Source organism: Parapedobacter sp. (assembly GCF_053550995.1).
Window position 1 is genome coordinate 1 of the sequence record NZ_JBMQOC010000133.1, and the last position, 13,294, is coordinate 13,294.

General features: G+C 52.6%; 10 protein-coding genes. 7 read left to right on the forward strand and 3 right to left on the reverse strand.

Annotation, left to right across the window (positions count from 1 at the left end):
- Nucleotides 1-649 (forward strand): Gfo/Idh/MocA family protein (locus ACO1NT_RS18120; protein ID WP_449050155.1); only part of this gene is annotated, 649 nt, incomplete at its 5' end.
- 227 nt (nt 650-876) lie between these two features.
- Nucleotides 877-1,593 carry an MIP family channel protein gene (locus ACO1NT_RS18125; protein WP_449050156.1) on the forward strand — a complete coding sequence of 239 codons (717 nt, stop codon included), beginning with the start codon at nt 877-879 and terminating at the stop codon, nt 1,591-1,593.
- A gap of 9 nt (nt 1,594-1,602) precedes the next feature.
- Here ACO1NT_RS18125 and ACO1NT_RS18130 read toward each other — a convergent pair whose 3' ends face one another.
- Nucleotides 1,603-3,480, reverse strand: a complete 1,878-nt coding sequence (locus ACO1NT_RS18130) for a TonB-dependent receptor plug domain-containing protein (protein ID WP_449050157.1) — start codon at nt 3,478-3,480, stop codon at nt 1,603-1,605.
- A 63-nt stretch (nt 3,481-3,543) separates the two neighbouring features.
- On the opposite strand from ACO1NT_RS18130, the gene ACO1NT_RS18135 reads away from it, so the two are divergent.
- Complete coding sequence (locus ACO1NT_RS18135; RefSeq protein ID WP_449050158.1) at nt 3,544-5,025, forward strand: aminotransferase-like domain-containing protein; 1,482 nt, start codon at nt 3,544-3,546, stop codon at nt 5,023-5,025.
- Here the strand turns inward: ACO1NT_RS18135 and ACO1NT_RS18140 are convergent.
- Nucleotides 5,022-5,969, reverse strand: a complete 948-nt coding sequence (locus ACO1NT_RS18140) for a zinc dependent phospholipase C family protein (protein ID WP_449050159.1) — start codon at nt 5,967-5,969, stop codon at nt 5,022-5,024. The genes ACO1NT_RS18135 and ACO1NT_RS18140 overlap by 4 nt on opposite strands.
- A 269-nt stretch (nt 5,970-6,238) precedes the next feature.
- On the opposite strand from ACO1NT_RS18140, the gene ACO1NT_RS18145 reads away from it, so the two are divergent.
- The 3 genes from ACO1NT_RS18145 (at nt 6,239) to ACO1NT_RS18155 (ending at nt 9,380) form a co-directional block, all read left to right on the forward strand.
- A complete protein-coding gene (locus tag ACO1NT_RS18145; RefSeq protein WP_449050160.1) occupies nt 6,239-7,240 on the forward strand; it encodes a glycosyltransferase family protein in 1,002 nt (333 codons plus the stop codon).
- Nucleotides 7,241-8,578 carry a GH1 family beta-glucosidase gene (locus tag ACO1NT_RS18150; protein ID WP_449050161.1) on the forward strand — a complete coding sequence of 446 codons (1,338 nt, stop codon included), beginning with the start codon at nt 7,241-7,243 and terminating at the stop codon, nt 8,576-8,578.
- 115 nt (nt 8,579-8,693) lie between these two features.
- Nucleotides 8,694-9,380, forward strand: a complete 687-nt coding sequence (locus ACO1NT_RS18155; protein ID WP_449050162.1) for a DedA family protein — start codon at nt 8,694-8,696, stop codon at nt 9,378-9,380.
- Between the two features lie 90 nt (nt 9,381-9,470).
- On the opposite strand, the gene ACO1NT_RS18160 is transcribed toward ACO1NT_RS18155, so the two are convergent.
- The gene (locus ACO1NT_RS18160; protein ID WP_449050163.1) at nt 9,471-12,020 is read right to left on the reverse strand and encodes an ATP-dependent Clp protease ATP-binding subunit; all 2,550 of its coding nucleotides are present in this window, start codon (nt 12,018-12,020) and stop codon (nt 9,471-9,473) included.
- Nucleotides 12,021-12,234: 214 nt separating this feature from the next.
- On the opposite strand from ACO1NT_RS18160, the gene ACO1NT_RS18165 reads away from it, so the two are divergent.
- Nucleotides 12,235-13,294 (forward strand): ATP-binding cassette domain-containing protein (locus ACO1NT_RS18165; protein WP_449050164.1); only part of this gene is annotated, 1,060 nt, incomplete at its 3' end.

Consider the following 13,294-nt stretch of genomic DNA (forward strand, 5'->3'; position numbering starts at 1 on the left):
CCAAGCGGGATGGTCTGACCTCGAGTTTCAACTGCGCAATTGGTTTTACTACAATTGGATGTCGGGCGACCTCGTTATCGAACAGGCTGTGCATAGTTTGGATATGATGTCGTGGGTGATGGGGGATATCTCGCCCGAGAAGGCTATCGGCAGCGGCGGCCGGCAGGTGCGGGTAGATCAGGAAAAAGGCAATGTATTCGATCATTTTGCTGTGGAGCTTACCTACCCAGGCGGCATAAAAGGTTACCATTTTGCACGTCAGCAAACGGGCGTTACCAACCGTAATAGTGTCGATGTTGTTGGAACAAGCGGCAAGATGGCTGTCGATATCGGTAGCCGCTACGAAATCTTAGGCGCCGGCGCATGGAAATACGATGGTCCGAACAATAACATGTATCAAACGGAGCATGATGAGCTTTTTGCTTCCATCCGATCGGGCACACCTATCAATGACGGCGACTGGATGACCAACAGCACGATGGTGGGAATTTTATCGACGTTGGCAGCCTACACGGGTGCTGAGGTGACCTGGGAACGCGCATTGAACGCGAACATCACGTTCGGGCCTAACCCCGAAGATTTCCACATGGGAATGGGTGCCCAAGACATCCCCGTAGCAAAGCCGGGTAGTGGGCTGATTACGATTTGATAATTTTATGCCAACCATCCTCCGCCCGTAGATAAAGTTAATTAAGGCTTAATGGCGGCATAACAAGAGGTAGATACTTTTGCGTCGGTAAGAAACAAAATTGTATTCATTTTGTTAGGTTTGGTTAAATGGAAAAGTCCCGCTGTGAAGCGGGATTTTTTTATGCAGAAAAATAACTGCGTTTCGTTAAAACCTGTTATCTTTGGGTGAACCAAAATTATAAAATCATGGAAATTAAGACTTCAACGAAGTTCGTGGCCGAATTGGTAGGCACCTTTGGGTTGGTGCTGTTCGGTTGCGGGGCTGCCGCGGTTGCCGGAGTGGATACCCTTGCCGGCCTTTCGGGTTTGGGCCTATTGGGTATTGCGTTGGCATTTGGTGTGTCGGTGGTGGTTTTTGCCTACGCTATCGGCGGTATCACGGGCTGCCACATCAATCCAGCCGTTACCATCGGGCTACTTGTCGGCGGTAAAATATCCGTGGCCGACGCCATCGCCTACATCATCGCCCAATTCATCGGCGCACTGCTCGGCGCATTTGTGTTGCAGCAGATACTAAGTGGCCAATTGGCAGGCTTCACGCCGGGCGAGTGGGCCTATGGCGCGAATGGCTGGGGCGAAGGATACCAGAACGAATACAGCACATCAGCTGCGTTCCTGACGGAGGCCGTACTGACGTTCCTTTTCCTTTTCGTGATCTTTGGCGCCACCTCCAAATGGGGGAATAGTACCATGGCGGGACTAGCCATCGGCTTTACCTTGGTGCTGATCCACCTGGTTGCCATCCCGATTACCGGTACATCGGTCAATCCAGCACGTAGCTTCGGGCCGGCAATCTTGGCGGGAGGGGCTGCGCTAAGCCAGCTGTGGCTGTTTATCGTTGCTCCCATCGTAGGGGGTGTGGTGGCGGCCGTTGTGTGGCGCTTGTTGGATAAGAAAGGTTAAGCAAAGGAGTTAAAGTCCGTATTTAACGCCCAGGCTAAACCATCGTCCCGGCATGGGCACAGCTGCTGCTTCGATATACGTGGCGTCAAAAATGTTTTGGATGTCTACGTAGACATCGAGGGGGTTCAGTTGATACCCGACACGGGCGTCGCCCAGGAAATAGCTTTTATAGCTGATGCGTTCATTGAACCGAGCAGCCACGCTAGCAGAAAGCCTGCCCGATGAAAAATGGATGTTGGTGGTTGCTTGGTGACGCAAACTCTCAATGACGTACTTGGAAAGGAAGCCTGCATTGTGACTGTCGTCGAATTGGGGCGCCAACCAGGTATAGCCGAGCCCTACCATCCATGTGGCGTTTGACTGCCCGCGGAATAGCCGGTAGTTTCCGGAAAAGGTGAGCCCTTGTGTGCGGTTCCGCTGGAAATTGTGGGGTTGCCAGGGCTCATCCAACGATAGCCGTACCCAATCGATGAAATTGCCCATGTTGCGATAGAAATAACCCACGTGGGCGATTGTGTGGTTGTCGGCATACTTGATGCCGCCTTCGGCATGCCAGGAGCTTTCCGACTGCAATTGCGGGTTGCCGATGTTGCCGGGCCGTTGGTCGAGGTAAAGGTCGGTAAACGAAGGGATGCGTTGGCCCATACCCGTATGGGCCACCAGTTTCCATCGCTCACTGAGCTGGTACCCCAAGTCTATTCCAGGGAACAGCTGCCAGCCATAATCCGAATTGTAATTCACATAGGCACCGGCGTTGAGTAGTAGCCGTGCTATTTTTTCCGTTTTGAATTCGGCATACAGTCCATAATTATCGCGGTTATGGTTGCCGATATTGCTGCTACGGATAATTTCATTACGCATTTCCACACCCATACCGATATCGCCTGCTCGGGTTGTGAGGGTGGCGTTCACCTCGGCATTGATGGCATGGCCATGGTGTTGGCTCCGTGCGCGGCTCAGATCGTGGCGGAAATAACGGTAATCGTCGTATCCATAACGGTAGCTTACCCGTGGTGATAGCGAGAGCCGGTCAGTCAACCTGCTCCGATACCCAATGGCGGCCAACACGGTTTGCACCACTTCACGCGATTCCTTATCGCCTGGGGCGGCATAGAACCCATTGGCGCCAAAGCCATTGGAGACATAACCGCCCATCAGTGACAACGCATCCGTGCGGTTGGTAGGTATTTCACCCTGATAAAAAACTTTGTTGTTACGGAATGCTGTGTTGTACCGGTAACCGTTGCCGGATTCGTGGCTGCCATAAAGCGAATGGTGACCGGCATTGCCGACCATCGTGGCCCCTAGCTGTATGCCCCGTCCGTTGAAAAGGGCGTCGTTGTTCGCCGTGTCGCGCTTGAACCCCGATCCGGTGTAGGCATGGGCCGACCACCCCGAATCATCAGGTTTCTTCGTCACGATGTTGATGGCGCCTGTCAGGCTGTTAATGCCATAGATACGTGCGGCGGGTCCGCGGATGATTTCGATACGTTCAATGGCATCGGTGGGGATGGGCAGGTTAAGCGTATTGTGGCCCGTCTGCGCATCCAATACTTTGATGCCATTTACTAGGATGAGTGTCTGTTCAAAACTACCGCCATCGACACTTACATCGGCCTGCGAGCCAAAGGGTCCGCGTTGGCGCAAGTCCACACCGCTGATGTGGCTAAGCAGTTCGTTGATCGATCGGGCGGGCATGGCATCGATCTGCGCCCGGTCGATGATCTGGATGTTCCGGTTTTGTTTGGCGAAGGGCAATTGCATCCGATTTTCCGTGATGATGACTTCCCGGAGCGGTATCGCACGGGTATCCTCTTGGGCAATGGCCGAGCCGGACCATAATAATGCCCCTAAAATTACATAGGTACCTTTAAAATATCGTATCATTCGATTGATTTTTGGCAAAAGTCGTAACTTGCCGGCACATCAAGAGGTGCCAGTTTTCATTTTATGGCTAGTCCGGTTTCAGTGCCTTACCAAAGTTTCATCCAAGTAACCCGTGGTGCCACCACTCCGGTTTACCTACAGGTGGCCCACCAGCTGATCAATGCTATCCAGCGCGGCTACCTAATGGATGGCCACAAATTGCCGGGCAGCCGGCAGCTTGCCCATTTACTCGGGCTGCATCGCAACACCGTGGTGGCCAGCTATGCCGAGTTGGAGGCACAAGGGTGGATAGCTATCTGCCCCAGTCGGGGAACGTTTGTGAAAAACGGGGCGCGTGAGAAACCAAAGCGGCTTTCGAATACGGACAGCCGGGCGCTCGTCGGCTACCCCGCACAGGCCGGTTTCGATTTTAAGCGATGGTCGGTATTGGACAACCCGTTCGACCATGGGCCTGCAAGGTTCACGCTCGACGACGGGCTGCCCGACCCGAGATTGTCGCATGTCGGTTATTTGTCGCGCTTGCTGCACACCAACATGAAACGTAAAGGGAATCAACGCAAGCTCGGGTATGGCCATTCGCTGGATAGTACCTATTACAGGGAGCAGTTGGTGAATTTCCTCAACCTCACACGGGGGTTGCATATTTCCGGCAAGAATATGCTGGTAACCCGTAGCCTCGAACTCAGCGTCTACATCGTGGCCGAAACCCTGTTGTCGGTTGGCGACTGCGTAGTGGTGGGGGAACTCAGCTATTTCGCGACCAATATGATCCTCCAGAAAGCGGGCGCCGCGGTGCTCACCGTTCCGCTGGATAACGAAGGGCTCGATGTCGAAGCAGTACGCAGGCTCTGCGAGCGCCGGCCTATCCGGATGCTGTATATCACGCCGCACCATCATTACCCCACTACCGTTACACTGACCGCCCAACGGCGGGTGGAGTTGTTGGAGCTGTCAGCTACTTATGGTTTTATCATTTTGGAAGACGACTACGACTACGACTACCACTACGATGGGAGCCCCCTGCTCCCGATAGCGAGTGCCGATACCACCGGCATGGTGGTGTATATCGGCACCTTTGGCAAGGCGATGGCACCGGGATTCCGGTCGGGCTTCATCGTGGCGCCCGAGGAACTGATTGCCGAGATGGGTAAACTGCTCGGTATCATGGATCGGTATGGCGATACGCTTACCGAAGCCGCACTTGGCGAAATGATTGCCGACGGTGAAATCCACCGCTACCTCAAGAAAACCGTGCGAGAGTACAAGACACGTCGCGATTACCTGGTTAACCTGTTGGCCAATCGGTTGCGCGATCGGGTTGAGGTGATTGTACCGACGGGCGGCTTGGCGGTGTGGACCCGATGGCCAGCCGGTTATAATTTAATGCGTTTACACGATGCTTGTGCCACGCGAGACCTATACCTCCCCCGCTACCTGCTGTATCAAACATCCAAACACAGCGGTATACGGCTGGGATTCGGAAGTCTTTCGTCCGATGAGCTCAATGAAGTTGTCGAAATTATTGCCGATGTCAGTGCTCGTTAATGCCATTCCTCCCTGCCGAGCAGTTTTTGCCCGACAGCAGGCGGTGGTATCGTATCCGTGACCGGTGGCTCCTGCGGTAAATGCCGGATATCCGGCTGCCCCGCATCCACCCAGGCGGAAAACCAAAAGTTACCGATGCTTTGGATGGCGCCGCGCATCCGCCGCTCCACCATGCCATCCAGCGCCTCATGATAGGCAGCCGAATAGTCGTCTGAGTAGGTGCGGATCAGTAAGTTTTTCCGGGAAACGTACCCGTATTTCCGGTCGGTGGGAAACCGATCGTCCAGCTGTGCCTCGATAGCCAGTACCGAATCGACGAGGGCGTGGCTCTCCTGCACGATGCGCCATGCTTCGTCGACGGGCGACCCTACATATTCCGCGCGACCAACGAAGAAGTCGTATCCTTCCGAGAAGAGTTCTGGCAAGCGGCTTTCCCAAAAGGCATGGATACCTACCTGATTGGTCCGCTGCCCATTGTAATTGCTCGTCGTGTGCAGGGGCACATGGGCGTCGGCAAGGTAATGGCCAATATCTGACGAGTGGCGCAATATCCGCCGCAAGTCCTTTTCGCTGAATGCCTTGACCAGCGCATAATAACTCCGGTTGATCTGCCAAGGGAGTACCCCCCGGGCTAATAGCCGGCGTTCGCTGAATTTTTCCACGGCGGCCGTCCAATGGACAGGGATGCTGTCGAACGGTTGGCTGCCATATTCATCGGCGTCGATGAAATGGCGGGGCGACTCGGCGCTATCCACATAGCAACGCTTGTCGGCATCCACCGCATGCTCCGTCATGTAGTCCACATGGTTCTTGTAAAAACCGGCTATGTCAGTAGGTAATGTAAAAACGGCCATCCGGTTGATACGTTTGTGGGCGTGGAACCCCCAAGACGAAAGGAAGACAATGGTGATGATCGCAATGGGAAGCGGGTAGATGCGGTTCATGTGTTAAAGTTACGCCTTATGGCGAAAAATCACAAATCATTCATGTTTTTCTAACAATGGTATAACGTTAGATCCCGTCCTTCGCTACCGAGGAGGTACATCATCATGGCAATGAAGCAGGTGTTAAATTGGTTGTCGGGTTTGAAAATCCGTATTTTTTCCCGTTTTTTGGTGTCTGCGTTCAGGCATTAATAATTGACGGCTGATAACTGATCACGGAGCGTGAGTCCAATATCTGTTGTCTAGTGTCTAGCGTCTAATAGTTCAGCATGAAAATCCTCTACGCGGTACAGGGTACGGGCAATGGCCATTTAAGCCGAGCGATGGATGTGGTGCCCTGCTTGCAGCGGCGGGCCGCCGTCGATGTATTGATAAGCGGTATCCAAGCCGATCTGGAATTGCCATTCGCCGTGAAATACCGGATGCATGGCCTCAGCTTCATTTTCGGGAAGAAGGGTGGGGTGGACCTCTGGAAGACGTTCATGAGCTCCACGGTACGTAGGCTCGTCCACGAAGTGAATACCCTGCCAATCGAAGATTATGATTTGATCATCAACGATTTTGAACCTATTTCCGCATGGGCGTGCCATACGCGCGACAAGGAATGTATCGGGCTCAGCCATCAAGCCGCTACCATGGATGCGCAGGCACCCAAGCCCAAAGAACAAGATATGTTGGGTAAGTTCATCATGCGCAACTATGCACCGGCTTCGCTAAACTATGGGTTTCATTTCAAACCTTACAACAACCGAATATTCACCCCGGTAATCCGGCAGCAGGTGCGGCAGTTGGATGTGTCCGACCGCGGACACTATACGGTGTATCTGCCGGCGTATGACGACGCGAGACTGCTCAAAGAGCTGATGCGTTTTCCAGACATCCGGTGGGAGGTATTTTCCAAACACAACAAAACACCGTTCGAGATGCGCAACGTTCACGTACAGCCCATCGCCAACGAAGCATTCATCCAAAGCATGGCCACTTCTGCGGGCGTCCTGTGCGGTGCCGGATTCGAAACACCCGCTGAAGCATTGTTCATGAAGAAGAAGCTGCTGGTCATCCCGATGAAAAACCAATACGAGCAGCATCTCAATGCGGCGGCGCTCGAAGAGATGGGTGTGCCCGTGATCAAAAGCCTGAAGGCAAAAAACGACATTGCCATCGAAGCCTGGCTCAATAGCAAACGTACGGTCACCGTAGATTATCCCGATTGCACCCAAGACATTATCGATAGCTTGCTGGAAACGCATATACCCAAAATGCTCGTATAGATGGTAAAAGCAGATTTCGGTACGGATTTCCAATGGGGGGTGTCCAGCGCCGCTTTCCAGACCGAGGGTGCATGGGATGCCGATGGGAAGGGACCGTCTATCTGGGACACGTTCGCCCATCGCAAAGGAAAAATCAAACGAGGCCACTGCCCAGACATAACCTGCGATTTCTATCGCCGCTACCCGGAGGATGTGGCATTTGTAAAGCGAATGCATATCCCCAATTTCCGTTTTTCGCTTTCGTGGCCCCGGATACTGCCCAACGGTATCGGTAAGCCCAATGACAAGGGCCTCGATTTCTATGATCGGCTCATCGACCATTGTTTGGCGCAGGGCATTATGCCCTGGGTTACGTTATACCATTGGGACTTGCCACAGGCATTACAAGATCGGGGAGGGTGGGCCAACCGCGACGTATTGTCGTGGCTGTCGGACTATGCAGCATGTGTAGCCAAACGGTATGGCGACCGGGTAATACATTGGATGGTGCTCAACGAACCCACCGTTTTTACCGGTGCCGGTTATTTCTTCGGTGTGCACGCACCGGGGCTTACGGGGTTACGTAACTTTTTCCCTGCCGCCCATCATGCCACGCTGGCCATGGGAGAGGTCGGGCGGTTGTTGCGGTTGGAGATACCGGAAGCTTCGGTTGGTAGCACGTTCTCTTGTTCCAGTATCCACCCGGCGGGCTCTCGGCGCAAAGATGTGGCAGCGGCCAAACGTGCAGATACCCTAATCAACCGGATGTTTATCGAGCCATTGTTGGGAATGGGGTATCCCGTGGCGGATCTGAAGTCGCTCCGTGGTATAGAGAAGTATATGCGGGCAGGTGATGACGCCCTGTTGCCATTCGATTTCGATTTTATCGGCATCCAGAACTATACGCGCGAAGTGGTACGGCATTCTTTTTTCGTACCTTACCTAGGCGCGAGAATATGGCCGGCGAAGCACCGGCGCGTGCAGCCCGTCACCGAGATGGGCTGGGAGGTTTACCCCGAAGCCATCTATGAGATGATTAAGAAATTCAGTGCATATTCGAATATCCCCAAAATCTATGTCACCGAAAATGGAGCTGCATTTCCCGATACCTTGGTGAACGGCAGGGTGTCCGATGACCAACGGGTCCAATACCTCCAGTCCCACATTGCGCAGGTGCTGCGTGCCAAACGGGAGGGTTATAACGTGCATGGCTACTTCGTTTGGACGCTCACGGATAATTTTGAATGGTCGGAAGGCTACCACCCCCGGTTCGGTTTGGTGCACGTCGACTTCGATACCCAACTGCGTACACTGAAAGATTCGGGTAAATGGTATGGCCAATTCCTGTCATCGCAATGACATTTCACGTCTTTAACAAAAAAGTGATGTCCGTACTTCAAGTTATGGCATGATTTTATACAACATCTTTCCAGTATTCGTTCATTTCTTTGCTATTATTTTTTTGGATTAGTTTGTGGAAGCATTTCTCGATTTTTTAAATAACCTAACCAATCCGGATTGGATTGTTGCCCATGGCGGCCTGTATTTATTGTTATTCATTGTTTTTGCTGAAACGGGTATCCTCATCGGGTTTTTCCTGCCCGGTGACCCTATCCTGTTTATCGCAGGCATCATCATCGCTAACCTTACCTTAGGGCCGGTGGATTCCGTGCTTACCTTATTGTATTGGATTGCCTTGATTTCGGCCGCTGGCATATTAGGTAATTTTGTCGGCTATTGGTGCGGCAAGTATTTTGGACACCGGTTACTCAAAATGAAAGACAACTGGCTTTTCAAGAAAGAGTACATCTTCCGGGCGCAGGAATTTTACCACAAGCGTGGTGGGGTGGCTATTATTTTGGCGCGTTTTCTTCCCGTTGTGCGTACGTTTGCCCCTATTGTGGCCGGTATCGTAGAAATGGACATCAGGAAATTTGCTTTATATAATGTGGTCGGTGGCATCCTTTGGGTCGGTAGCCTGGCCACCCTCGGCTATCTGCTTGGTGAAAATGCGTGGGTGCAACGCAACCTGGAATATGTTATCATGGGTATTGTCGTCGTTGCCACGGCACCGGTACTGTTAAAGATGATTACCGGGGCGGGAAAGAAAAAGCAAGCGGCGGCCACCGTCGAAACAGAAGCCGTCGAAGAAGAATATTAGGAATAGGCGCTGAAATACTCTAATAATAACCCAAAACAAAATCGGCCAGCTGATGTCAGCTGGCCGATTTACATTTACCTCATTAGATACTTAATCGTCTTTCTTTTCCTCTGCTAGATTCGATGGTTTTGAAGAACCACCATCACCAGCCTGGATATTGACGACCACCTCTTCCTTGGTCTTATCGTAATCGACCTCCAGTGTATTACCTTCGGCCACTTCGCCTTTGAGGATTTCCTCGGCGATCGGATCTTCCAGGTATTTCTGGATAGCCCGTTTGAGGGGCCGCGCACCGAAGTTACTATCGAAGCCTTTCTCGGCGACAAATTCCTTTGCCGCATCCGTAAGCTTGATGCTATATCCCAGTGCTTCGATGCGGACGAAGAGCGATTTGAGCTCGATGTCGATAATTTTGAAGATGTGCTCCTTATCGAGCGAGTTAAACACGATTACGTCGTCCACCCGGTTGAGGAATTCCGGCGCAAACGCCCGCTTAAGGGCATTCTCGATGACACTGCGCGAATGGGTTTCGGCTTGCTCGGCCTTGGCCGATGTGGTAAAGCCGACACCCTGTCCGAAATCTTTCAACTGGCGTGCACCGATGTTGGAGGTCATAATCAAGATGGTATTCCGGAAATCCACACGGCGGCCGAGACTATCGGTCAGCTGCCCTTCGTCCAGCACCTGCAGCAACAGGTTGAACACGTCGGGGTGTGCTTTCTCTATTTCGTCGAGCAATACCACCGAGTAGGGTTTACGCCGTACTTTCTCGGTCAGCTGGCCGCCTTCTTCATAGCCTACGTATCCCGGAGGCGCTCCCACCAAGCGGGAGATGGCAAATTTCTCCATGTACTCACTCATGTCGATCTGGATAAGCGAGTCTTCGCTGTCGAACATGAACCGCGCCAATTCCTTCGCCAGCTCGGTTTTACCAACCCCCGTAGGGCCGAGGAAAATAAAGGACCCGATGGGCTTCTTGGGGTCTTTCAATCCGGCGCGCGTGCGCTGGATGGCTTTGACCAATTTCTTCACGGCCTCGTCCTGTCCGATAATGCGGCCCTTCATGGAGTCTGACATACCGAGTAGCTTCTGGCTGTCGGACTGTCCCACACGTTGTACGGGGATGCCCGTCATCATGGATACCACTTCGGCCACGTTATCTTCCGTAACCGTATACCGCTTGGTTTTGGTTTCCGCCTCCCATGCTACCTTTTCTTCCTCCAACTCTTCCAGCAGCTTTTTCTCCGTATCGCGTAGCTTGGCCGCCTCTTCATATTTCTGGCTGCGTACCACCTTGTTTTTTTCGATCTTTATCTCTTCGATTTTTTCCTCAATATCGATGATGGTCTGCGGCACATGGATATTGGTCAAGTGCACCCGTGATCCTGCTTCGTCCAGCGCGTCGATGGCCTTGTCGGGCAAGAACCGATCCGTAATGTACCGCGTGGTCAGCGTTACGCAAGCCTCGATGGCCTCCGGAGTGTAATTGACGTTGTGGTGTTCCTCGTACTTCTCTTTGATGCGGTTGAGTATCTCTACGGTTTCATCATGCGATGCCGGCTCGATCATCACCTTTTGGAAACGCCGATCGAGTGCCCCGTCTTTTTCAATGTATTGGCGGTATTCGTCGAGGGTGGTGGCACCGATGCATTGGATTTCGCCACGCGCCAACGCTGGCTTGAACATGTTCGAGGCATCCAGCGAACCGGAAGCACCGCCCGCACCTACGATGGTGTGTATCTCGTCGATGAAGAGGATCACGTCTGGCGATTTCTCCAGTTCGTTCATCACCGCTTTCATGCGTTCCTCGAATTGGCCCCGGTATTTGGTGCCTGCAACCAGCGAGGCAAGATCAAGCGTCACCACGCGCTTGTTGAACAATACGCGCGACACTTTGCGTTGGATGATGCGAAGGGCCAGCCCCTCGGCAATGGCCGATTTACCCACACCGGGCTCACCGATGAGGATAGGGTTGTTTTTCTTACGCCTTGAAAGGATTTGCGACACGCGCTCGATTTCCTTCTCGCGGCCTACGATAGGATCCAGCCGACCTTCCTCAGCCGCCTTGGTGAGGTCGCGGCCGAAATTATCGAGCACCGGTGTCTTCGACTTGATATCGGAAACCTTCTTCGGCTGATTGAAATGGTCGTCTTCTTTGAAATCGTCGTCGCCGGCAGTAGAACCCGCTGCCTGACCGGTGATGCCCGCCTTGTTCTGCTCTACATCGGCTTTGAATACGTCGTAGTTGATGTCGTACTGCTGCAGTATCTGCGAAGCGATGTTGTCTTCATCGCGCAGGATAGACAGCAGCAGGTGTTCCGTGCCGATGACGTCGCTTTTGAATATCTTGGCCTCAAGGTAGGTGATTTTCAATACTTTTTCCGCTTGTTTGGTAAGCGGCATATTGCCGATAGGGGCCCGAGACATCGAAGAACCCTTTACGGCGTCTTCGATAGACTTACGCAATTCCGTAGTGTCGATCCCTGTGTGTTTTAGTATCTTGATGGCGATGCCATCCCCTTCACGAATAAGGCCGAGCAATAAGTGCTCCGTGCCGATATAATCGTGTTTCAACCTGATGGCTTCTTCCCTGCTGTATGAAATCACATCCTTTACGCGAGGCGAAAATTTTGCTTCCATGAATGTATTACCTTTCTTTTTTTATGCTAAGGATTCGATAAATGTAGAAAAAATATCGGTTGTACCTTAACTATTTTATGTAACTTTTATCAACAATTAAGCCATTGATACAAAGATAACATTTTGTCAGGCCGCATAAAAGTATTTATTGCCCCATTCTGACTATCTTTGCGCTTCTTGGTTTATTCGTAAGCATCAAAGAGACTCAAAAAATATGTCAGACGAAAAAGTGATTTTCTCCATGGCGGGGGTTAGCAAAATCTATCCACCGCAAAAACAAGTATTAAAAAACATTTACCTCTCCTTTTTCTACGGCGCCAAAATCGGTGTCATTGGCCTCAACGGCTCCGGTAAGTCATCGTTGCTACGCATCATCGCCGGATTCGACAAATCGTACCAGGGCGAAGTGGTCTTTTCGCCCGGCTACAGTGTAGGCTATCTGGCTCAGGAACCCGAGTTGGACGCTGCCAAGACCGTTCGTGAGGTGGTCGAAGAGGGGGTGGCCGAAACCACCGAACTGCTTCGCGAGTACGAAGAGATCAACGAGAAGTTCGGCCTGCCCGAAGTATACGAAAATGCCGATGAAATGGATCGCCTGCTGGCACGGCAGGGTGAGATACAGGATAAAATAGACGCTTCAGGCGCATGGGAGCTGGACAATAAACTCGAGCGCGCCATGGACGCGCTGCGATGCCCCGACCCCGACCGCGGAATAGCCACATTGTCAGGCGGCGAGCGCCGCCGGGTGGCATTATGTCGGTTGTTGCTCCAAGAGCCGGATGTACTCTTGCTCGATGAGCCCACCAACCACCTCGATGCCGAGTCGATTGACTGGCTCGAACAGCACCTACAGCAGTATAAAGGGACGGTCATTGCGGTAACGCACGATCGCTACTTCCTCGATAATGTAGCCGGCTGGATACTGGAGCTCGACCGGGGTGAGGGTATCCCCTGGAAAGGCAATTATTCATCGTGGCTTGACCAGAAAGCGAAACGGCTCGCCCAGGAGGAAAAAACGGAGAGCAAGCGCCAGAAAACACTGGAGCGCGAACTCGAATGGGCACGGATGGCGCCCAAAGCCCGCCATGCCAAATCAAAAGCCCGCTTGCATAACTACGAAAAGCTGGCCTCCGAAGAAACCAAAGAGCGGGAAGCCAAGCTGGAACTCTTCATTCCGCCTGGGCCACGCCTGGGCAATGTGGTTATCGAAGCCCAGGGAGTCAGCAAAGCCTACGGCGACAAACTGCTGTTCGAGGACCTCAGGTTTTCGCTGC